Origin of the sequence: Streptomyces sp. NBC_00631 (assembly GCF_045206895.1) — a bacterium.
In the GTDB taxonomy this organism is placed as follows: domain Bacteria; phylum Actinomycetota; class Actinomycetes; order Streptomycetales; family Streptomycetaceae; genus Streptomyces.
Genome location: NZ_CP107734.1, coordinates 6,441,437 through 6,461,492 on the forward strand (window position 1 = coordinate 6,441,437; position 20,056 = coordinate 6,461,492).

Genomic DNA, 20,056 nt, shown 5'->3' on the forward strand with positions numbered 1-20,056 from the left:
TCTCCTTGCGCCGCGATGCGGCACGGCGGTGTGCACAGCAGCAGGTCGCGTGGGTGTGATGGTGGTCGTGAGGACCCCTTCGGCCGCGCCGCCTGGATGCGGTGCGGGGAACGAGCGGGATGGAACTGGAGCGGCCTCAGGGTGTGAGGGTTGCCGGGACGTCGAAGTAGTGACCCTGGCGGAGGTCGTCGATGAGGCCGGGCTGGACGGGCTTCCAGCCGAGGAGCTCCTGGGTCAGAGTGCTTGAGGACAGGTTGTCGGCCGTGGCGTGGGCGCTGAGGAAGCCGAAGTGGGCGTCGGCCTGCGCCGCCGGGATGCTGACCACGGGCACGTTCAGCCCGCGGCCTATGGCCTCCGTGATCTCCCGGAAGGAAATCCCCTGGTCGTCGACGGCGTGCAGCCGGGATCCCGCCGGCGCGGATTCCAGCGCCAGCCGGTACAGGCGTGCCGCGTCGAGCGTGTGCACGGCGGGCCAGCGGTTGTCCCCGTCGCCGACGTAGGCGGCGACGCCCTTGGCGCGGGCGAGGGAGATCAGGGTCGGGACGAAGCCGTTGTGGTCGAGCGTGCTGTGCACGGTCGGAGCGAGCCGGACGACGGACGAGCGGATGCCGCGTTCCGCGAGTTTGACCACCGCGTTCTCGGCGTCGATCCGGGGCCCCGCGTCGATCACGTCGGCTTCGGTGGCGGCGTCTTCCAGCCCCGCGAAGGCGAGCAGCATGGTTCCCGACGTGGTCACCAGAGGCTTGCCGGTGCCGGCGAGCGTGTTTCCGAGCGTGTCGATGGCGCGCAGGTCCGCTGTGACCGCGCTGTCGAAGTCGCCGGCGAACATGGCGTCGTGCTTGAAGGCCAGGTGGATGACGCCGTCGGCCGCGGCGGCGGCCGAGGCGAGGCCGTCGAGATCGTCGAGGTCGCCTCGGTGCACCTGGGCACCGGCGGCCGTCAACGCGTTGGCGGACTTGTCCGAGCGGGCCAGGCCGACGACCTCGTGTCCCGCTTCGAGGAGTTCGGGGATGACGGCGGAGCCGACGTGTCCGGAGGCTCCGGTGACGAATACGCGCATGGTGCGCCCTTCCTGCTGCGGCATCCCCGCCCGGGGCGGGGCACCTGATGTCAGTTCGTGACATCACCGTAGCATCGATGTCAGGCACTGTCATCACTCTGATGTCAGCTTCTGTCGTCGATGTGTAGGGTCGGAGTATGAGCCGATGGAAACCCGACGCACGAGGCCGTCTGGAGAAGGCGGCGCTGGAGCTCTACAACCACCAGGGCTTCGACGCCACCACCGTGGCGGAGATCGCCACCCGCGCCGGCGTCACCGAACGGACCTTCTACCGGCACTTCGCCGACAAACGGGAAGTCCTCTTCCTCGCCAACCCCCTCGCCGACATCCTCGCGACCGCCGCGGCCGCCGCCCCTGTCGCGCTCCCGCCGCTCCAGGTGATCACCCATGCCCTGACCGAAGCGGCTCCCGTTTTCGAAGATCGCGGGGACCTGGCACGACAACGCCACGCCGTCATCTCTGCCAACCCCGAACTCCAGGAACGCGAACTGGCCAAACTCGCCGCACTCGCTTCCACGCTCACCCACGCGCTGCGTGAACGCGGTTTGGAGACCACCACCGCAACACTCGCGGCCGAAATCGGGATCGCCACGTTCAAGGTCGCCTACGAACGCTGGGTCAACGACCCCGACCGACACCCCCTCGCTCAGCGCATCCGGGAAACCCTGGACACCGTCAGGCACCTCACCGCACCTGCCGAACATGTCGCCGCGACCGACGACGTGAGCTTCACGGGCCAGGAGGGAGCGGCGTAAAGGCGTGCCCCCCCTGAGCAAGGGGCCCGCGGGCTATCAGCGTTCCGATACTCCCGAGGGCCTCACGCACCCACCACGTCCGCCGTGGCGGGATACTCAAACAGAGCCAGTCGATCGGCGACGAGAAGCTCGTTGTCGACATGCTCGTCGGTGATCTGCAACGGGTGATCGAGTACCCGAAGCTCGGGTTCGCTGTCGAGCAGGACGTACCGGGGGAGGTGTATGACGCTTACGAGCGCCTCCTGGGCGCCGGTTTCGACAGCCGCCTCATCAGCAGCTGAACCACTCCACGTCGGGCCGCCGGGCGGGGTGTGCGCGATCCACCAACCGAACCTGTTCCCGCGGCTTTCCACGCTTGCCAAGATGTACGCCGCCGACCGGTACATCGTCCTCGACGACGCCCAGTTCGCCCGACGCGACTAGCGGCACCGGGCTCGTCCGGCGGCCCTGGACGAGGCGTCGACGGTCGCCCCGCTCACCGCGTTGGGCTGGAGCGGCGAGGTACTGGACAGCAGCGCGATTCCGACCCGACCTCGGCCACTCGGACCCGGGGTTCACGCTGCGGACGTACACGAGCCTGCTGCCGTCCCGTGAGACCCGCACCCGTAAGGCGATCGATGATGCCTTCACGGAACCGGAGACCCAGGAAACCGGCGAAGCCCAGGGCACATCAGCGCCCCCAGCGAAACCCATGTGCCCTCAATGTGCCCTGGCCGCCTGACGGCCCCTTCCGGCACATGACAAAGGCGGGACCCGGAAGCCCCGCCCACACCAAACGAAATCCCAGGTCAGGGCCACACCAAGCAGTACGGCTGATGCCCGGCCTCATGCAAGCGATGGCTGAAGTCCTGCCACTCGTGCAGCAGTTGGTAGACGTTGAACGCGTCCCTCGGGCCGCCTCGGTCCGGGACCGTCGACCAGATGAAGGCGGCCGCGCCGACCGCTTCCTCGCCTACGCCGCGCAGGGGGTCGACCACCGTCATGGGGAGCTTCACGACCGCGTAGTCGGGGTGCAGCACCACCAGCTCCAGCGGCGGCACCTTGTGCAGAGGCACGCCTTCGATGCCCGTCAGCACCATCGCGGCCATCGTCTCCGGCTTGATCTTCGTGAACATGCCGTTCATGCCGAGCTCGTCGCCGCCGAGTTCCTCGGGGCGCATCGAGATCGGGACGCGGGCCGCCGTCGCGCCGTCCGGTGCGCCGAAGTATTTGTACGTCACCCCCACCCGACCACCATTCCTGCTCCCGGTCTGAAGACGGTCGATCCGCCGATCGCTCCGCTGGTCCCGATCCGTCTGATCGCGGTCCCGCTGATCGATACGTCGGTCGCGCCGCTCCGACTCACTCGGTACGCCCTGTTCCTGACGTGCTGCTTCGGTCGCTTCCTCCGCGTCGCGCCGGTGCCTTCCCCGATGGGCACGCCGAGGACCCAGGTCATCGGTCCCCTCGCCCAGCCCGCCACCGCGATGCATATCTCCACCCGACTGCTTTTCTAGGACGCGTGGCCCCCGCCGCGCAACCCGATCATCGTGTCAGTGACCTCCCCCACGGCCGCCCGCCGAAACGTGCGTCGAAACATCAGTCCGCAGGATCTTTACAGCCTCCGGCCGGCTACCTGCCGGATGAGCTGCGTGTATCGGGTCACAGTCTCGCAGATGACCCGGCCGCCGCGCCGGGACCGCCGTCCTCCACCGCGAGGACACCGCCGCCCTGCGCCCGAAGGCAGGCCCTACCCTGAGAAGGTCACCAAGCAACCGGAGTCCGAGAAGTCGGAGAAGCCGCACGTCATGAGCGCCCAGAGCGAAACGCCCTATCCCTACGACGCGCCCGCCTCCCAGGCGCTCTTCGACCGCGCCTCCGCTGTCACGCCCGGCGGTGTGAACTCCCCGGTGCGCGCCTTCCGCGCCGTCGGCGGCACCCCCCGTTTCATGGTCTCCGGCAAGGGGGCCTACCTGACGGACGCGGACGGGCGCGAGTACGTCGACCTCGTCTGCTCCTGGGGCCCCATGATCCTCGGGCACTCGCACCCCGAGGTCATCGCCGCCGTCCAGGAAGCCGTCTCGCGCGGTACCTCCTTCGGCACCCCCGGTGAGGGCGAGGTCGCCCTCGCGGAGGAGATGGTCGCCCGGATCGAGCCGCTGGAGCAGGTCCGGCTCGTCAGCAGCGGGACGGAGGCGACCATGTCCGCCATCCGGCTCGCCCGCGGGTTCACCCGGCGCACCAAGGTGATCAAGTTCGCCGGGTGCTACCACGGGCATGTCGACAGCCTCCTGGCCGCCGCCGGGTCCGGGGTCGCCACCTTCGCGCTGCCCGACACCCCCGGTGTCACCGGCGCCCAGGCCGGCGACACGATCGTGCTCCCGTACAACGACCTCGAAGCCGTGCAGGAGGCCTTCCACCGGCATCCCGGGGAGATCGCCTGCGTGATCACCGAGGCCGTGCCGGGCAACATGGGCGTGGTGCCGCCCGGCCCCGGGTTCAACCAGGGGCTCAAGAACGCCTGCCGCGAGAACGGCGCCCTGTACATCTCCGACGAGGTCATGACCGGGTTCCGGACCAGCCGGGCCGGCTGGTTCGGCATCGACGGGGTGGTGCCCGACCTGATGACCTTCGGCAAGGTGATGGGGGGCGGGTTCCCCGCGGCCGCGTTCGGCGGACGGGCGGACGTCATGGCGCACCTCGCCCCGGCCGGGCCCGTCTACCAGGCCGGCACCCTCTCCGGTAACCCCGTCGCCACCGCCGCCGGACTCGCCCAGCTGCGGCTGCTCGACGACGCGGCGTACGACAAGGTCGACGCCGTCTCCGCGCAGATCCAGGGGCTCGTCAGCGAGGCGCTGAACAAGGAGGGCGTCGCGCACCAGGTGCAGACCGCCTCCAACATGTTCTCCGTCTTCTTCACCAACCGCCCGGTGCGGAACTACGAGGGCGCGCGGGGCCAGGAGTCCTTCCGGTTCACCGCCTTCTTCCACTCCCTCCTCTCCGACGGCGTCTACCTGCCGCCGTCGTCCTTCGAGTCCTGGTTCGTGTCCACGGCCCACGACGAGCGGGCCATCCAGAAGATCGCCGACGCCCTCCCGGCGGCGGCCCGAGCGGCCGCGGAGGCCACGGCAGCATGAGCGAGCAGCAGGACATCACCGTCGTCCATGTGATGCGGCACGGGGAAGTGGCCAATCCGGAGGGGGTGCTGTACGGGAGACTTCCCGGTTACCACCTCTCCGAGCTGGGGCGGCAGATGGCCGACCGGGTCGCCGAGCACCTCTCGTCCCGGGACGTCACCCACGTGGTCGCCTCCCCGCTGGAGCGCGCGCAGGAGACCGCGACCCCGATCGCCAAGGCGCACGGACTCGACCTCGCCACCGACGAGCGGCTCATCGAGGCGGAGAACATCTTCCAGGGCAAGACCTTCGGGGTCGGCGACGGGGCGCTGAAGAAGCCCGCCAACTGGAAGTACCTGGTCAACCCGTTCAAGCCGTCCTGGGGTGAGCCCTACGTCGAGCAGGTCGTGCGGATGAAGGGTGCGCTGGACGCGGCCAGGGACCAGGCGCGCGGCCACGAGGCCGTGCTGGTCAGCCATCAGCTGCCGATCTGGATCCTGCGGTCGTACGTGGAGAAGCGCCGGCTGTGGCACGACCCGCGCAAGCGGCAGTGCACCCTGGCGTCCCTGACGACTTTCACGTACGAGGGCGACAGGATCATCTCCGTCGGGTACAGCGAGCCCGCGATCGATCTGGTGCCGGTGCATCTGCGGGCCGGTGCCCAGCCGGGGCAGGGGCAGGGCAAGGCCTTCGGCGCGTAAACCCCTGCTTCATGAGATTCATCTGAAAATATGCGGTTCCTTGCGGAACCTCCCCGTTCGTCCCGCCCTCTCAGTGGGTGACCACCAGAGGACGTGACGAATCGGGGAACCATGCGGACCTTCACCCGAAGGGGACTACTCGGCGCCGGCGCGGGCGCCGCGGCCGGAATCGGCCTCGCCGGCTGCGGCACGCACACACCGTCGGACGGTACGAACCATGCCGGCGGTTCCGGCAAGCAGCCCTCCAAGAAGCCGACCGCGAGCGCCCGCCCCCTCGGTGACGGCTCCACCTCCCGCACCGGCAGGCAGCCCCACCAGCCCGCCGCCCCCGAGCCCCTGGAGCCCGGCCAGACCCCGCCGCAGTTCGTGATCTTCTCCTGGGACGGCGCCGGCGAGGTCGGCACCGGTCTCTTCCCGCGCTTCCTGGACCTCGCCAAGGAGCACGGCGCGTCCATGACCTTCTTCCTCTCGGGGCTCTACCTCCTGCCCGAGTCGAAGAAGCGGCTCTACAACCCCCCGAACAACCCCCGTGGCGCCTCCGACATCGGCTACCTCACCGACGAGCACATCAAGGCGACGCTCACCAACGTCCGCCGGGCCTGGCTCGAAGGCCACGAGATAGGCACCCACTTCAACGGCCACTTCTGCGGCGGCTACGGCACCGTCGGCAACTGGACGCCCAAGCAGTGGCTCAGCGAGATACAGCAGGCGAAGGCGTTCGTGAAGGAGTGGCGGACCAACACCGGCTGGACCGACCTGCCCGCGCTCCCCTTCGACTACGACAAGGAACTGGTCGGCGGCCGCACGCCCTGCCTCCTCGGCCAGAACCACCTGCTGCCCACCGCCCGCGAGCTCGGCTGGCGTTACGACGCCTCCTCACCCGGCGGCCGTCAGGTCTGGCCCGGGAAGAGGCTCGGCATCTGGGACCTGCCGCTGCAGCAGGTGCCATTCCCCGGCCGCTCCTTCGAGGTCCTGTCCATGGACTACAACATGCTCGCCAACCAGTCCGTCAACTCGACCAAGGCCCCCGCCTACAACTACCCGGGCTGGCGGACCCAGTCGGCCCAGGCATACATAGCGGGATTCGAGCGGGCATACACGACAAACCGGGCGCCGTTCTTCATAGGCAACCACTTCGAGCAGTGGAACGGCGGTATCTACATGGACGCCGTCGAGCAGGCCTTCAAGCACATCGCCCGTGAGAAGGAGAAGGGCGCCGACGTCCGGCTGGTCTCCTTCCGGCAGTTCGTGGACTGGATGGACGTACAGAAGCCGGAGGTCCTGGCGAAGCTGCGCACCCTGGACGTGGGACAGCGGCCCGCCGCCGGCTGGAAGACCTTCCTCAAGCAGGGCGCGGCGGCCTGAAAACGGGCGCATCCCGGACGGAGGGGGGTGCGCAAGATCCTCAGAACGGGCATGCGAAACTTTTCACATGAGTACCCGTAGCCGCGCCCTCCTGCTCGGCGCCACGGCCGCCGCGGCGGCCCTGACCCTGTCCGCGTGCGGCAACGGCGGCACCTCCGGCGGAGGCGGCAACACCAACTTCGTCTCCGGCAAGGACGGCATCGACACGGTCGCTCAGGGCCATCGCGCGGCGGCCCCCGACCTGTCCGGCAAGACCATCGACGGCGGCACCCTGGACATCGCGGACTACAAGGGCAAGGTCGTGGTCATCAACGTCTGGGGCTCCTGGTGCAGCCCCTGCCGGGCCGAGGCGCCCAACTTCGCCTCCGTCGCCAAGGAGTACGCGGGCAAGGGCGTCCAGTTCATCGGCATCAACACCCGTGACACCAGCACCGGTTCCGCGGTCGCCTTCGAGAAGCAGAACGGCATCGACTATCCGAGCCTGTACGACCCGACGGGCAAGCTGATGCTCCGCTTCAAGAAGGGCACGCTCAACCCGCAGGCCATCCCCTCCACCCTGGTACTCGACCGGCAGGGGAAGATCGCGGCGCGCTCGCTGGCGGCGCTCAGCGAGGAGAACCTGCTGAAGATGATCAAGCCGGTTGTCGCGGAGAAGTGACGTGAGCGCACTCCTCACGGTCGCGGCCGCGACAGACGGACCGAACGCGACCGTCATGAACGGCGCGCTGCTGCTCGCCCTGCCGATCGCCCTGCTCGGCGGGCTCGTCTCCTTCTTCTCCCCGTGCGTGTTGCCCTTGGTCCCCGGCTACCTCTCGTACGTCACGGGCGTCGCCGGCACCGACCTGGCCGAGGCCCGGCGCGGCCGGATGGCCACCGGCGCCGCGCTCTTCGTGCTCGGCTTCACCGTCGTCTTCGTGTCGAGCGGGGCCCTCTTCGGCTACTTCGGCCAGGACCTCCAGGAGCAGTCCGGCACTCTCAACAAGGTTCTCGGCGTCCTGATGATCGCCATGGGCCTGTTCTTCATGGGCCTCATGCCCTGGTTCACCCAGCGCGAGTTCCGCTTCCACAGGCGGCCGGTGGCAGGTCTGGTCGGGGCGCCCCTGCTCGGCGCGCTCTTCGGGATCGGCTGGACCCCGTGCATCGGCCCCACGCTCGCCGCCGTGCTGAGCCTCTCCTCCCAGCAGGGCAGCGCGGGCCGCGGTGCCATACTGACCGTCGCCTACTGCCTGGGCCTCGGTGTGCCCTTCGTGCTCACTGCGATCGCCTTCCGCAAAGCGCTCGGCGCCTTCGGCTGGGTCAAGCGTCATTACGTGTGGGTGATGCGGATCGGCGGCACGATGATGATCGTGACCGGTCTGCTGCTGCTGACGGGTGCCTGGGACCGTCTCGTGCAGGACATGCAGTCCTGGTCCGCCGGCTTCACTGTGGGGATCTGATCAATGAGCAAGACCGAAACCGAGAACACCGAGCAGGACCTCGGCGCGGCGGGCTCCCAGCTCTCCACCGCGCCCGCCGAGCCGCCGATCGCCCCCGGGCTCGGCGTGATCGGCTGGGCCCGCTGGTTCTGGCGGCAGCTCACCTCGATGCGGGTCGCGCTGCTGCTGCTCCTGCTGCTGTCGCTGGGCGCGATCCCCGGCTCGCTGATCCCGCAGTCCGGCGCCGACATCAACAAGGTCGCCGACTTCCAGAAGGCCCACAAGACGCTGTCGCCGATCTACGACAAGCTCGGCCTGTTCCACGTCTACAGCTCGGTGTGGTTCTCGGCGATCTACATCCTGCTCTTCGTCTCGCTCGTCGGCTGCATCATCCCGCGCGCCTGGCAGTTCGTGGGTCAGCTGCGCGGCCGTCCGCCGGGCGCCCCCAAGCGCCTGGACCGGCTCCCCGCGTACACGACCTGGCGGACGACGGCCGAGCCGGAGGAGGTCCGCGAGGCGGCGCTGAAGCTGCTGAAGAAGCGGCACTTCCGCGCGCACCTCGCCGGGGACGCGGTCGCCGCCGAGAAGGGCTACGTCCGCGAGTTCGGCAACCTCGCCTTCCACATCGCGCTGATCGTGCTGCTGATCGCCTTCGCCTCCGGCCAGATGTACAAGTCGGACGGCACCAAGCTGGTCGTCGAGGGCGACGGGTTCGCCAACTCGATCCTCCAGTACGACGACTTCAAGTCCGGCTCCATGTTCAGCACCGACGACCTGGTGCCGTTCAGCTTCGACCTGAAGAACTTCCACGCCACCTACCAGACCAGCGGCCCCAGCAAGGGCACCCCGGTCACCTTCACCGCGGACATCGACTACAGCGAGGGGGCCTACGGCAAGTCGAAGCGGACCACCATCAAGGTGAACGAGCCGCTGAAGATCGACGACGCCAAGGTCTACCTCGTCAGCCACGGCTACGCGCCCGTCATCACCGTTCGCGACAGCAAGGGCAAGGTCGTCTACCACGACGCCGTCCCGCTGCTCCCGCTCGACAGCAACGTCACGTCCCAGGGCGTGGTGAAGGTGATGGACGGCTACGCGAACGCCAAGGGCGTCAGCGAACAGCTCGGCATCTCGCTGTTCTTCCTGCCGACGTACGCCGGCGGTTCCTCGGTGCTCTCCAGCTTCCCGGCGCTGGACAACCCGGTGCTGAACCTGACGCCGTACCACGGTGACCTGGGGGTCGACTCGGGCATCCCGCAGAGCGTCTACCAGCTCGACAAGACCCACATGAAGGAGTTCAAGGACTCCAAGGGCCAGCAGTTCCGGGACAACCTGAAGCCCGGCCAGACCATGCAGCTGCCGAACGGCGCCGGGTCCGTGACGTTCGAGAAGGACGTCAAGGAATGGGCCGGCTTCGAGATCGTCCAGGAGCCCGGCAGCGGCTGGGCGCTGGGCGGCGCCTTCGCCGCGATCTTCGGCCTGGCCGCCTCGCTGTTCATCCAGCGCCGCCGCGTCTGGGTGCGCGCGGTGCAGGGCGCCGACGGCGTCACGGTGGTCGAGATGGCCGGGCTGGGCCGCAGCGAGTCCGCGAAGGTGCCGGAGGAACTCGGCGACCTCGCGAGCATCATCTACGACCGGGCGCCGGGCGCCCCCGACCCGGGCGACACCACCGACGACCCCGCAGAATCCCCCGACCCCGAAGTCGTACCTGCCGAAGGGGCTGAGAAGCGATGACTTCCGCCGCCGCAACGACCCTCGCCGCGACCAACGAGCATCTGGCGAGCATGAGCAACACGCTCGTCTACTCCTCGATGGCCGTCTACACGCTGGCGTTCTTCGCCTACATCTTCGAGTGGCTGCTCGGCAGCCGCAGCCGGGTGGCGCGCACCGCCAACGCGCTCACCACGGACGGCGCGGCGAAGAAGGCGCCCGCCGTCACGGTCAAGAAGGCCGGCGGCACCGCCGTACTGGAGCGCCCGCAGGTCGTCGTCCGCTCCGCGGCGGGCGCGCGTGACGTGCCGGACGGCCCCGGCGCCCACGGCGGCGACGAGCAGGGCGACCTCTACGGCCGGATCGCGATCTCCCTCACGGTCCTCGCCTTCCTCGTGGAGCTGGCGGGCGTGGTCACCCGCGCGGCCTCCGTGCAGCGGGCGCCGTGGGGCAACATGTACGAGTTCAACATCACGTTCTCCACGGTCGCGGTCGCCGTCTACCTGACCCTGCTGGCCCTGAAGAAGAACGTCCGCTGGCTCGGCCTCTTCCTGATCACCACGGTCCTGCTCGACCTCGGTCTCGCGGTCACGGTCCTCTACACGGCGAGCGAGCCGCTGGTCCCGGCCCTGCACTCGTACTGGCTGTACATCCACGTCTCGACGGCGATCTTCTGCGGCGCGGTCTTCTACGTCGGCGCGGTGGCGACCATCCTCTACCTCTTCAAGGACGCGTACGAGAGCAAGCTGGAGAACGGCGGCAGGCCCGGCAGCTTCGCCACCTCGGTCCTGGAGCGCCTGCCCGCCTCGGCGTCGCTCGACAAGTTCGCCTACCGCGTCAACGCGGCGGTCTTCCCGCTGTGGACCTTCACGATCATCGCGGGCGCGATCTGGGCGGGCAGCGCCTGGGGCCGCTACTGGAACTGGGACCCCAAGGAGACCTGGTCCTTCATCACCTGGGTCGCCTACGCCTGCTACCTGCACGCCCGCGCCACCGCCGGCTGGAAGGGCCGCAAGGCCGCCTACCTGGCGATGATCGCCTTCGGCTGCTGGCTCTTCAACTACTACGGCGTCAACATCTTCGTGACCGGCAAGCACTCCTACGCGGGCGTCTGAGCCGGCAAGGGGCGACACTGGTGCCATGGCCGGTTCCATAGAACAGGGCACCAGTCAGACCCACGGGAGAACGCACATCCTCCACTTCCTGGTGCGGCTCACGAAACCGACGGACCAGGTCTGGCCGAGTCTCTCCACCCCGGAGGGCCTGGCCGCCTGGTTCATCCCCGTCGACGTCCTGCAACCGAGACTCGGCGGCACGGTCACCCTGGGTGACCTGGGCACGGGCACGGTGACCGCCTGGGACGTCGACCGCATCGCGGAGTACACGGTGGAGGCCGGCGGCCGGATCCGCTTCCACCTGGAGCGGGACGGGACCACCGGCAGCACGCTGCGCTTCACGCACGAGTTCAAGGGCGAGGGCGAGACGGAGCCGGCGTGGCGGGCCAGATTCGAGCGTCTGATCGACTCCCTGAGCTCTTGAGGAGCTCAGGCTGAGGCGCCCCGAAAGGAGCGCGGGGAACTACGCTCAGCCCCACCCATCCGCACCCGCCTACGAAGGCGGCAGACACTCCCCACTCGGCGGTTTCCCCTCCGGCCACGCAATGGTCACGAACCTGGACCCACCCTCCGGCCGCAGCTCCACGATCGGCACCGCCTTGTCGTACGGATTCCCGTGCGCGTCCAGGCAGATCCACCCGCTCGCCCCGTCCACCCGCAGCGACCCCTTCACCTGCGGCCACTGCAGCCCCACGTCGGCCGGCGCCGGCACGGACTTCCCCTCCGGCACCGCCTCGCGGATCCCGTGCACCGCGAGCCGCATCGCGTCGTAGGAGATGATCAGCTGCCCGTCCTCCAGGGCCACCGACCCGATCGGTCCCACCGGTGCCTTCCGCGCGCTCGCCAGCAGCCCGGTCAGCGTCGCCATGTCCGCCGCCGAACCGCCCGTTCTCGGACTGCCCTCGCCCCACGCGTCCGGATGGGCGAGGGCGGTGTAGCGGACGGAGAGGTTGTGCCGCAGGGCGCTGCGGTCGAGCTTCTTCTCGCCGGTCAGATACGACCCCTCGTCCCCGGTCAGCACCGTGAACTTCCGCTCCTGGCAGCCCCGTGCGCCCAGCGCGTTGATGAACTGCCGCAACTGGGTGTGGCGGCCGGCGAAGAGAATCGTGTCGGTCGACCGCGAGGTGTCGCAGACCAGGTTGGTGATCTGCCGGAACGTGTTCGCCGTCGTCCCCTCCTGGCTGCGGTCGGCCGGCGGCGTGAACGGCTGCGGCTCGTACGGTGAGCCCTTGATCAGCGCGGCGAACGACGTCTGGAGGGTCCGCGTGTACGGGTCGCCCGGCTTGTCGTAGACCAGCAGCGCCCGGCCCGCGCCGACCTTCGCGAAGGAGGCGAGGGCGCGGGCCTCGTCGGTGTTGGTGGGGGAGACCCGGGCCAGGCCGGGGAAGGGGTCCTTGCCGTGCTGCCCGTTGGCGAGGTCGTCGGCGGTGATCGACGACCCCACCACCGGAATGCCCAGCCGGGTCAGCTCCTTGACGGCCTTCTTGTTGTCGTCGGTGCTCTGCCCGACTCCGGCGACCGCCCGCAGCCGGTCCGTGCCGCCGGTCATGCCCGCCAGCTGCGTGACCATCCGCTGCCAGTACTGGCTGGTCGCACCGGGGTTGGCCAGGACCAGCCGGATCGCGGGGGACTGCCCGTTGGAGTCGTGGTTGGCCTGGTACTGGGCGAGGTAGGCGCCCTGGAGCTCGTGCTGGATGTCGGCGAGGCTGGCCGCCGCCGTCGAGGTGTAGGGCAGCATCACCGCGACCGTCACATAACTCCCGGCTTTCAGGCGGGCGTTCTCCCGGGCGATCGCCCGGACGGTGTTCCGCAACTGCGGATGCCCGAAGTCGAACGCCGTCGTCGCCACGCCCACGCACTCGTCGCTGCCCTCGGGCCGGGCCACCCCCGGCGCGCAGGACCGGTCGTCATGGACGGCCGCCCGCACCCCGACGACCACCCCGGCGATCACCGCGGCCGTCACCAGCAGGGCGATGTAACGGCGCAGCGGAATCTCCCAGACGCCCTCACGCAACCACGTGCCCACGCCCCGCCCCGCCGCCATCACGCCACCCCGCTCCGCTCGTCGTCGCCCTCGTCGCTCTCGTCGCTCTCGTCGTCCTCCGGGTCCGCCGGCGGGCGGCCGGCCAGCGCGGCGGCCGGCCAGTCCCGGGAGGCCCGCCACAGCAGCGCGTTGCCGGCCGGCCGCAGGTTGGACAGCTGCTCCAGCTCGAAGCGCAGCCGGTCGCCCACCTTCGGGTCGGGCAGCACCAGCGGGTCGGTCAGCAGCCACACCGCGTGCAGCAACCGCCGTATCCGCAGATGCAGTACGGCGTCCACGCCGTCCGGCACCCGCTGCTGCGCGTCCGTGCGGCCGAGCGCCACCGCCGCCCGCCGGTCGCCGTGGCCGCCGAAGTCGCGGCCCTCGGCGTCGTGGGCGTGGAAGTAGGGCGCGGCGGCGATGAACCGCAGGGTGTGCAGCCAGCCGCGGGTGTCCAGGACCGGGAAGCTGTCGCGCAGGTGGGCGACGGCCGGTCCGGTCCGGCCCAGGGCCAGCTGGTGGTGCAGCCGGAAGCGGGCCTGCCCGTCCGGCCGGTCCCGCGTGTAGTACGAGATCAGCGTCTCGTGCGCGGTGCGCCAGCCGCTGTGGTCGGCGTCCCGCAGATGCAGCCGGAGCAGCAGCAGGGTCCGTACGAAGGGATCCCCGACGAACTGGCCGGGCACGACGGGCAGCCCCTCCTGGGCGAGCCGGTTCTGCAGGGCGCGTACGTCGGCCGGGCCGAAGTCGTCCGGGAGGAGCGCGGCGGCCAGGGCGCACGCCGAGTCGTGGTCGTGGGCGGCGGCCAGGACGGTCAGCTCGTCGAGGCGGTCGGCGGGCACCAGCCGGTCGAGGAGCCGGAGGTAGGCGGGTGCGGCGGGGCCGTCCTCGGCCGGCCGGACGTCGGCGGTGAGCAGGGTGCCCAGTGAGCCGGCCCGCTCCGGATGCTGCGCCGCCGACTCGGCGAGCAGGGCGATGCCCAGCGGGTTGCCGCCGGTCAGCCGGTGGACCGCGTGCGGAAGCTGGGGGGCGGCCGGGGCGCCGACCAGGTGCAGGGTGTCGTCGGGGGTCAGCGGCGGGAGCGCGACCAGCAGCGCCCGTGAGGAGGGTACGGCCGGGTCCGGCGTCCACTCGCTGCGCCGGGCGACCCCGGCCAGCTCCCGCCGCACCCCGCCGCGCAGCAGCTCGCGCCCGTCGCCGCGCAGCCCGGCGACGAACGCCACCTGGTCGGCGATGCCCTCGGCGCGGTCCCTGAGCACCGCGTCCACCAGGCCGGGTCCCGGCCCGGTCTGCACGTTGTCGGCCAGCACCAGCGGCCGGCCGAGCCGCTGCATCCGCGGCAGCACACCCGCGTACGCCTCGGTCAGGTCGGTGAGCAGGGCCCGCACGAGGTACCGCTCGGCGTGCTCACGGGAGGTGCCGCCCGCGCGGAAGTGCCCGGAGAGCAGGATCAGCCCGCGCTGGGCGTGCCCGCCCGCGTTGGGATAGGTCCGGTACCAGATCGACGCCTTCTGGTGCCGGCGGCTGGTGAAGCCCTCGGCGATCGACTCCAGCGTGGCCTCGATGGCCCCGGAGACCAGCGGTCCGGTGCCGGTCGCGGCGGCGACCACCTTCGCCGCCACCTTCCCGGCCCACCGCCCGGCGAACCCGCTGATCCACGAACCGCTCTCGTTCAGCAGCAGGATCCGCTCCACCTCGCGCCGGATCCGCTCCGAGTCCGCGTCGCCCCAGCCGCCCGCGGCCACCGCGACCAGGCCCGACATCAGCCGCGGGAAGGTGATCCGCCCGGCGCCGGTGACCGGTTCGGCGAGCTGCTCGGCGACGACCAGCAGCGCCTGCGCGACCGGCGACCAGGACTCGGCGGGCCGCTCGGGCGGCGGGGCCGCGAACTGCGCCTCCGCACAGTCGACGAGCGCCACCGGCGTGTGCCCCTTGTAGGCGTCCCGCAACTCGCCGAGCACCGCGCTCTTGCCGAGTCCCCGGGCCCCGGTCAGCACGACGAACGGCAGCTCACCGGGGTGTTCGAGGGGAAGGGAACGATGCTGGTACGGCCGTAATCCGACGATTCTCGGCATGAGCCCGGCCGGCTCGACGTCGAACAGCGCCCCACGCCCGTGCAACCGTCTGTGCAAGGCAGTCCCCCCTCAACACAAGTGTAGGAAGGGGAAGTTGCTTCAGGCCAGATCGAGTGATGACTGTTGCGTTACGAATCCTGACTCTGTGAGATCAGCCGACGGTGATGGAGTCCAGTTTCTCCCGCAGGTAGACGTGCGAGTCGACCGGCGGATACGCGACCCTGCCGACCGGTGCCGGGACGGACTCGACGGTCGTGCCCGGGGTGCACTCGCCGAAGTAGACCAGGGACATCAGCTCCTCGGCGGGCGCGTCCGTGGGCGGCGGCAGCACCCGGTGCCGGCCGGAGCGCCACCGGTCGCCGGTCCAACGGGCCATCAGATCACCGATGTTGATGGTGAACGCGGCCGGGTCGAAGGGCGCGTCCTCCCAGCCGCCGTCGTCCGTGTACACCTGCAGCCCGCCCTTGCCGGCCTGCCGGTCCAGGATGGTCACCGTCCCGAAGTCGGTGTGCGGCCCGATCCGGAACTGGCCTGGCTCGGGCTCGCCGAGCACCTCGGTCCCGGGATACCAGTTGATGTTGAAGCCGTACGTCGGATGGTCCATGTGCCGGGAGAAGAAGTCCCGTTCGAGCCCGAGCGCGTACCCGAGGAGGGACAGCAGCTCCTTCTCCAGATCGGCCATCCGCGCCAGGTACTCCTCGCACAGGGTGCGCAGCTCCGGCACTTCCGCCGGCCACACGTTGGGCGCGTACCACTCCGCGTCGACCACCGGGTCGTCGAACGGCTCGTGGGTCGCGAAGGTCAGCGACTCCTTCAGGTCGGGCGGGGTCTCGGTGCCCTCCGAGTAGCCGTTGGCCTCCGCGCCGGGCCCCAGCCAGCCACGCCCGCCGACCTTCACCTCGTACGCCTGCTTGACCTCGGTGGGGAGGGCGAAGAAACGGCGCGCGGCCTCCCGTACGGCGGTGCGCAGCTCCGCGTCGACCCCGTGCCCGGTGACGAGCAGGAAGCCGGCGGTCTGCAGGGCGCCGTCGACGGTCCTGGCGACCGCCCGCCGCTCGCCCTCGGCACCGTCGAGCCAGGGGCGCAGGTCTACGGTGGGGATACGCGGGCTGCTCATGTCATTCACCGATGTCCTCGTTCCACAGGGCCGGGTTGTTCCTGATGAAGTCGCGCATCATCGCGACGCACTCCGCGTCGTCCAGCAGGACGATCTCCACGCCGTGCTCGGCGAGCCAGTCGTGGCCGCCGTGGAAGGTGGCCGCCTCGCCGATCACGACCCGGGAGATGCCGAACTGCCGGACCAGGCCGGAGCAGTACCAGCACGGCGACAGGGTCGTCACCATGGTGGTGCCGCGGTACGTCCGCTGCCGGCCCGCCGCGCGGAAGGCGGCCGTCTCCGCGTGCATGGAGGGGTCGTCGTCCTGCACCCGCCGGTTGTGCCCGCTGCCGAGCAGTACGCCGTCGGCGCCGTAGAGCGCGGCGCCGATCGGGATGCCCCCCTCGGCGAGTCCGGCACGGGCCTCGGCGACGGCGGTGGCGAGCCGGGCCCGCGCTTGCGACTGATCCATGTCTTCACTCTCCTGTGGCCGAAACACGAGGGCAACGTGCGGAAAGTACCCTCCGGGCAACCCCCGGCCGGACGAAATGTCAGCGGCCGTGCCCGTCCCCTGGAGGTCACCGTGCCCGCACTCACCCTCCGCGAAGTCCTTGCCCTCGACCCGGTGCGGGCGGCCCGCCCCGAACTGCTCGCGGGCGAAGGCGCCCTGGACCGCCCCGTCCGCTGGGTTCACTCCAGCGAGGTCTACGAGGGCGCCAACTTCCTCGACGGCGGCGAACTGCTCCTCACCAACGGCTTCGGGCTGACCGACGCCGGCGACGAGGTCCGCCGCCGGTACGTACGGGAACTGGCGGCGCGCGGCGCGGCCGGGCTCGCGGTGGAGGTGGGGCGCGCCCTGCCCGGCATGCCGCCCGAGGTGACCGACGAGGCCTGCCGCCTCGGCCTGCCCCTCCTCGCCCTGCACCGGGTGGTGCCCTTCGTGCGGATCGCCGAGGCCGCCAACCGGGCGATCGTGGCCCGGGGCCTGTCCGGCCGCCGTACGGTCGTCCGGCCCTGGGGCGACGACCACGCGGCGGCGCTGCTCGCCGACCTGGCCGACGGGCAGGCGCTCAACCAGCCCGAGGTGGAGGCGCGGGCCGCCCTCGCCGGTTTCCACCCCGGCCCCGGCGCCCGGCTCCTCGGCGTCTCGCTGCACGGCAGCCGGGGCGTGGGCGCGGTGGACCGGGCGGTACGGGCGCTGGGCGGGGCCGGGGTGCTGCGGGCCGCGTTCCCGGGGGACGTCCTCGCGCTGCTCGCGGTGCCGGCCGCGGTCCCCGGCGATCCCGTGCGAGCCGTGCAGGAGGCGTTCCGGGGTGCCGCCGAGCCGGGGGCCACGGTCGCCGTCGGCCACGCGGTCGGCCCCGGCGGCTGGCTGCACTGGAGCGAGACGCTGCGAGCGGCCCGGACCACCCTCGAACTCGCGCTGACCGTGCCGTCGGCCGAACCGGCCGTGCCCGAGGGCCCGCTGGTGACCTCCGCCCGCGCCCTCGCCCTGGAGCGCGAGCTGACCCGGGGCGGGGTCGCCGCCAACCGCGAACGCCTCGCCGCCCTCGTCCAGCACACCCTCGGCGCGCTGCTCGCCTGGGAGGCGGCCCACTCCAGCGACCTGGTCCGCACCCTGGAGGTGCACCTGCGGCACGGCTGCTCCCCGACCCGCACCGCCGCCCTCCTGCACATCGGCCGCCAGTCCCTCTACCAGCGCCTGGAGCGCATCGAGTCCCTCCTCGGCCTGGAGATCGACGACCCGGACCTGCTCGGCGAACTGCTGACGGCGGCCTGCGCGCACCGGGTGGTGCGGGGGACGGGGGCGACCCGGGTGCGGGGGCTGCGGACGGTGGCCTAGCCGCGGGTCCGGGCCCGGTCGCGGAACCAGGAGGCCGTTCCCAGCAGCAGGGCCGCGGCCACTCCGTACAGCGGCAGCCACAGGGTGGTCGTGGCCGCGAGGCACTCGGCGACGGCCTTGCGGGCCTGGAGCTGCTGGGTGAACGAGAGGGCGGTGCTGTCGGCGCCGGCCAGGTTCCCGAGGGCGGCCTTCACCTGCAGGGCCTGGTACCGGCCCGTCAGTTCGCAGTCGTCGCGGGTTGCGGGCATCGGGAAGAGCCAGGCCTGCCGTTGCAGCAGGGGGGCGAGTGCGATCGCCACGCACAGGCCGACGACCAGCGCGTACGCGACCAGTCCGCGCAGGTAGGGCGAGCGGAGGTCCGGCGACCAGGCCGCCCGGCGCTGGAAGGCGGCCAGCACGGCGAGGAGGGTCACCCCGATGAACGTGGCGAACCACTGCCACGAGCCCTGGGCGAGCGCGAACGTCAGCACCGCGGCGAGCCCGATGCCGATGACCCCGGGGGCGGGAAGGTCGGCGCCCGCCGTGCCGGGGGCCGGCCTCGTGGTCACGCGAGGGCTGGGACGAGTCACGGGCGGCCTCTCCTGCGAGGGGGAGACCTCAGCATCCGGTACCGGACGGCGCGCCCTCGGCCACCATGCCGTACCGGGCCGTCGCCTCGCCCGGACGGCCCGCACCTGGTCGGCGGCAGCGGGTGCGCGCCCGGCGGTCCGCACGCACGCTGGGAGCGTGGTGATGATCGTGACGGTGGTGTCGGTGCCGGACGGGGGCACGACGACGGTGTCCGTGCCGGAGGCGCGTCGGCGGCTCGCCACGGATCCGTTCCTGCTCCTCGGTGTCGAACTGCCCGAGGAGGAGTGCCCTGCGGAGGAGCCGGTGGTCCGGCAGCTCGGGCTGGACGACGAGGACCTGGAGTGGTTCGCCAGACCGGACGCGGGCCCGCGGGCCGAGTTCCTGGGCGAGACCGCCGGGTTCGTCGTGCCGGTGGTCCGTGACGGCCGGGTCGCCGAGGTGCACGCCCTGGCCTCCGAGCGCTTCCTGGTGGTCGTCCACTGGGGCCGCCGGGCCGGCCTGGCGGGTGGCATCACGGCACTGGTACGGCGGGAGCGGCCGCGCGACGCCGTGGCCGCGCTGTTCCTGGTGCTCCAGGAGGCGCTCTCGACGTTCCGCCGGGCCGCGGTGGACGCGCTGCTCCAGGTGGAGGAGCTGGAGGACGACATGTTCGAGGAGCGGCGCCCCGAGCAGATCTACCGGCTGTCCCAGCTGCGCCGCCACTCCGCCGTCCTGCACCACGCGCTGCTGCCCTACCTCCAGGGGGTCGACGAGGTGATCACCCGCAGGATGATGAGCAGCGACTTCCCGCTGGAGCGGCAGCGGCTCGCCCAGGAGTTCCAGCGGGCGGCGCGCCTGGTCCTCGCGGACATCGAGTCCCTCCAGGACGCCACCCGCCGGGCCTTCGCCAGTTACGGCTCCCTGGTCGCGGGCGAACAGAACGGCGTGATCAACCGGCTGGCCATCGTGTCGGTGATCTTCCTGCCGCTGTCGTTCCTGACCGGCTTCTTCGGCATGAACTTCGAGTTCCTGACGAACAGACTGGAGACCAAGGACGAGTTCTGGCTGCTCGCCGTGGGGCTCCAGCTGGTCGCGGTGGTCGGCTCGCTGTTCCTGCTGCACCGCAGCCGGATCTGGCGGCGGCTGCGGGACGACGACTGAGCGCTCCGCTGGAAGGGCCGCGCCGGGCCGTCGGTTGTCTGCGGCTCCGTCGGGGCTGGTCGCGCCCACGCCGCGGAGCCGCATATTGACACAGCCCCG

General features: G+C 71.0%; 18 protein-coding genes and 2 pseudogenes. 13 read left to right on the plus strand and 7 right to left on the minus strand.

What is annotated here, in order from left to right; genetic code table 11:
- Window positions 1–136: 136 nt before the first annotated feature.
- A complete protein-coding gene (locus tag OHB00_RS29545; protein ID WP_406439141.1) occupies window positions 137–1,060 on the minus strand; it encodes an SDR family oxidoreductase in 924 nt (307 codons plus the stop codon).
- A 137-nt stretch (window positions 1,061–1,197) separates the two neighbouring features.
- Here OHB00_RS29545 and OHB00_RS29550 point away from each other — a divergent pair, with 137 nt between their 5' ends.
- The 3 genes and pseudogenes from OHB00_RS29550 to OHB00_RS29560 all read left to right on the plus strand — a co-directional run.
- Window positions 1,198–1,815: a TetR/AcrR family transcriptional regulator gene (locus OHB00_RS29550; protein WP_406439143.1), complete on the plus strand. Its 618-nt coding sequence runs from the start codon at window positions 1,198–1,200 to the stop codon at window positions 1,813–1,815.
- Window positions 1,816–1,922: 107 nt separating this feature from the next.
- Window positions 1,923–2,096: pseudogene (locus tag OHB00_RS29555) on the plus strand (YdcF family protein); the annotation flags it as partial.
- A gap of 251 nt (window positions 2,097–2,347) precedes the next feature.
- Window positions 2,348–2,536: pseudogene (locus OHB00_RS29560) on the plus strand (site-specific integrase); the annotation flags it as partial.
- Window positions 2,537–2,603: 67 nt separating this feature from the next.
- Here OHB00_RS29560 and OHB00_RS29565 read toward each other — a convergent pair.
- The gene (locus tag OHB00_RS29565) at window positions 2,604–3,287 is read right to left on the minus strand and encodes a hypothetical protein (RefSeq protein WP_406439145.1); all 684 of its coding nucleotides are present in this window, start codon (window positions 3,285–3,287) and stop codon (window positions 2,604–2,606) included.
- A gap of 315 nt (window positions 3,288–3,602) precedes the next feature.
- On the opposite strand from OHB00_RS29565, the gene hemL reads away from it, so the two are divergent.
- The 8 genes from hemL to OHB00_RS29605 all read left to right on the plus strand — a co-directional run bounded on the left by hemL (window position 3,603) and on the right by OHB00_RS29605 (window position 11,640).
- Complete coding sequence (gene hemL / locus OHB00_RS29570) at window positions 3,603–4,931, plus strand: glutamate-1-semialdehyde 2,1-aminomutase (protein WP_406439147.1); 1,329 nt, start codon at window positions 3,603–3,605, stop codon at window positions 4,929–4,931.
- Window positions 4,928–5,611 carry a histidine phosphatase family protein gene (locus OHB00_RS29575; RefSeq protein ID WP_406439149.1) on the plus strand — a complete coding sequence of 228 codons (684 nt, stop codon included), beginning with the start codon at window positions 4,928–4,930 and terminating at the stop codon, window positions 5,609–5,611. Before hemL ends, OHB00_RS29575 begins: the two co-directional genes overlap by 4 nt.
- Window positions 5,612–5,722: 111 nt before the next feature.
- Window positions 5,723–6,976: a hypothetical protein gene (locus OHB00_RS29580; RefSeq protein WP_406439151.1), complete on the plus strand. Its 1,254-nt coding sequence runs from the start codon at window positions 5,723–5,725 to the stop codon at window positions 6,974–6,976.
- 67 nt (window positions 6,977–7,043) lie between these two features.
- Window positions 7,044–7,634 (plus strand): TlpA family protein disulfide reductase, encoded by a 591-nt coding sequence (locus OHB00_RS29585; protein ID WP_406439153.1) that lies wholly within the window; start codon window positions 7,044–7,046, stop codon window positions 7,632–7,634.
- A gap of 1 nt (window position 7,635) precedes the next feature.
- Window positions 7,636–8,412 (plus strand): cytochrome c biogenesis protein CcdA, encoded by a 777-nt coding sequence (locus OHB00_RS29590; protein WP_351708595.1) that lies wholly within the window; start codon window positions 7,636–7,638, stop codon window positions 8,410–8,412.
- A 3-nt stretch (window positions 8,413–8,415) separates the two neighbouring features.
- On the plus strand, window positions 8,416–10,125 hold the full coding sequence (locus OHB00_RS29595) for a cytochrome c biogenesis protein ResB (RefSeq protein WP_406439156.1): 1,710 nt from the start codon (window positions 8,416–8,418) through the stop codon (window positions 10,123–10,125).
- A complete protein-coding gene (gene ccsB, locus OHB00_RS29600; protein WP_406439158.1) occupies window positions 10,122–11,216 on the plus strand; it encodes a c-type cytochrome biogenesis protein CcsB in 1,095 nt (364 codons plus the stop codon). Before OHB00_RS29595 ends, ccsB begins: the two co-directional genes overlap by 4 nt.
- A gap of 25 nt (window positions 11,217–11,241) precedes the next feature.
- A complete protein-coding gene (locus tag OHB00_RS29605; RefSeq protein WP_406439160.1) occupies window positions 11,242–11,640 on the plus strand; it encodes a hypothetical protein in 399 nt (132 codons plus the stop codon).
- Window positions 11,641–11,709: 69 nt separating this feature from the next.
- On the opposite strand, the gene OHB00_RS29610 is transcribed toward OHB00_RS29605, so the two are convergent.
- The 4 genes from OHB00_RS29610 to OHB00_RS29625 form a co-directional block, all read right to left on the minus strand.
- A complete protein-coding gene (locus OHB00_RS29610) occupies window positions 11,710–13,260 on the minus strand; it encodes a hypothetical protein (RefSeq protein ID WP_406439162.1) in 1,551 nt (516 codons plus the stop codon).
- Window positions 13,260–15,308, minus strand: coding sequence for a hypothetical protein (locus OHB00_RS29615; protein WP_406446038.1), 2,049 nt, complete (start codon window positions 15,306–15,308; stop codon window positions 13,260–13,262). The genes OHB00_RS29610 and OHB00_RS29615 overlap by 1 nt, the downstream gene beginning before the upstream one ends.
- A 151-nt stretch (window positions 15,309–15,459) precedes the next feature.
- Entirely contained in the window at window positions 15,460–16,425 is a 966-nt protein-coding gene (locus tag OHB00_RS29620) for an isopenicillin N synthase family dioxygenase (protein ID WP_406439164.1), read from the minus strand.
- 1 nt (window position 16,426) lies between these two features.
- Window positions 16,427–16,876 (minus strand): nucleoside deaminase, encoded by a 450-nt coding sequence (locus OHB00_RS29625; RefSeq protein ID WP_406439166.1) that lies wholly within the window; start codon window positions 16,874–16,876, stop codon window positions 16,427–16,429.
- Between the two features lie 111 nt (window positions 16,877–16,987).
- Between OHB00_RS29625 and OHB00_RS29630 the strand changes: the two genes are divergently transcribed.
- Window positions 16,988–18,247: a PucR family transcriptional regulator gene (locus OHB00_RS29630; RefSeq protein ID WP_406439168.1), complete on the plus strand. Its 1,260-nt coding sequence runs from the start codon at window positions 16,988–16,990 to the stop codon at window positions 18,245–18,247.
- On the opposite strand, the gene OHB00_RS29635 is transcribed toward OHB00_RS29630, so the two are convergent.
- Window positions 18,244–18,795, minus strand: coding sequence for a hypothetical protein (locus OHB00_RS29635; protein WP_406439170.1), 552 nt, complete (start codon window positions 18,793–18,795; stop codon window positions 18,244–18,246). The two genes, OHB00_RS29630 and OHB00_RS29635, sit on opposite strands and share 4 nt — an antisense overlap.
- A 184-nt stretch (window positions 18,796–18,979) precedes the next feature.
- On the opposite strand from OHB00_RS29635, the gene OHB00_RS29640 reads away from it, so the two are divergent.
- On the plus strand, window positions 18,980–19,957 hold the full coding sequence (locus OHB00_RS29640; protein ID WP_406446040.1) for a CorA family divalent cation transporter: 978 nt from the start codon (window positions 18,980–18,982) through the stop codon (window positions 19,955–19,957).
- Window positions 19,958–20,056 lie beyond the last annotated feature (99 nt).

What these genes read in the sequence shown, in the direction of transcription:
- OHB00_RS29545 (WP_406439141.1), bottom strand. Translation starts at nt 1,060, where the DNA reads ATGCGCGTATTCGTCACCGGAGCCTCCGGACACGTCGGCTCCGCCGTC.
- ccsB (WP_406439158.1), top strand. Translation starts at nt 10,122, where the DNA reads ATGACTTCCGCCGCCGCAACGACCCTCGCCGCGACCAACGAGCATCTG.
- OHB00_RS29580 (WP_406439151.1), top strand. Translation starts at nt 5,723, where the DNA reads ATGCGGACCTTCACCCGAAGGGGACTACTCGGCGCCGGCGCGGGCGCC.
- hemL (WP_406439147.1), top strand. Translation starts at nt 3,603, where the DNA reads ATGAGCGCCCAGAGCGAAACGCCCTATCCCTACGACGCGCCCGCCTCC.
- OHB00_RS29620 (WP_406439164.1), bottom strand. Translation starts at nt 16,425, where the DNA reads ATGAGCAGCCCGCGTATCCCCACCGTAGACCTGCGCCCCTGGCTCGAC.
- OHB00_RS29605 (WP_406439160.1), top strand. Translation starts at nt 11,242, where the DNA reads ATGGCCGGTTCCATAGAACAGGGCACCAGTCAGACCCACGGGAGAACG.
- OHB00_RS29595 (WP_406439156.1), top strand. Translation starts at nt 8,416, where the DNA reads ATGAGCAAGACCGAAACCGAGAACACCGAGCAGGACCTCGGCGCGGCG.
- OHB00_RS29625 (WP_406439166.1), bottom strand. Translation starts at nt 16,876, where the DNA reads ATGGATCAGTCGCAAGCGCGGGCCCGGCTCGCCACCGCCGTCGCCGAG.
- OHB00_RS29640 (WP_406446040.1), top strand. Translation starts at nt 18,980, where the DNA reads ATGATCGTGACGGTGGTGTCGGTGCCGGACGGGGGCACGACGACGGTG.
- OHB00_RS29565 (WP_406439145.1), bottom strand. Translation starts at nt 3,287, where the DNA reads ATGCATCGCGGTGGCGGGCTGGGCGAGGGGACCGATGACCTGGGTCCT.
- OHB00_RS29610 (WP_406439162.1), bottom strand. Translation starts at nt 13,260, where the DNA reads ATGGCGGCGGGGCGGGGCGTGGGCACGTGGTTGCGTGAGGGCGTCTGG.
- OHB00_RS29550 (WP_406439143.1), top strand. Translation starts at nt 1,198, where the DNA reads ATGAGCCGATGGAAACCCGACGCACGAGGCCGTCTGGAGAAGGCGGCG.
- OHB00_RS29585 (WP_406439153.1), top strand. Translation starts at nt 7,044, where the DNA reads ATGAGTACCCGTAGCCGCGCCCTCCTGCTCGGCGCCACGGCCGCCGCG.
- OHB00_RS29575 (WP_406439149.1), top strand. Translation starts at nt 4,928, where the DNA reads ATGAGCGAGCAGCAGGACATCACCGTCGTCCATGTGATGCGGCACGGG.
- OHB00_RS29615 (WP_406446038.1), bottom strand. Translation starts at nt 15,308, where the DNA reads ATGCCGAGAATCGTCGGATTACGGCCGTACCAGCATCGTTCCCTTCCC.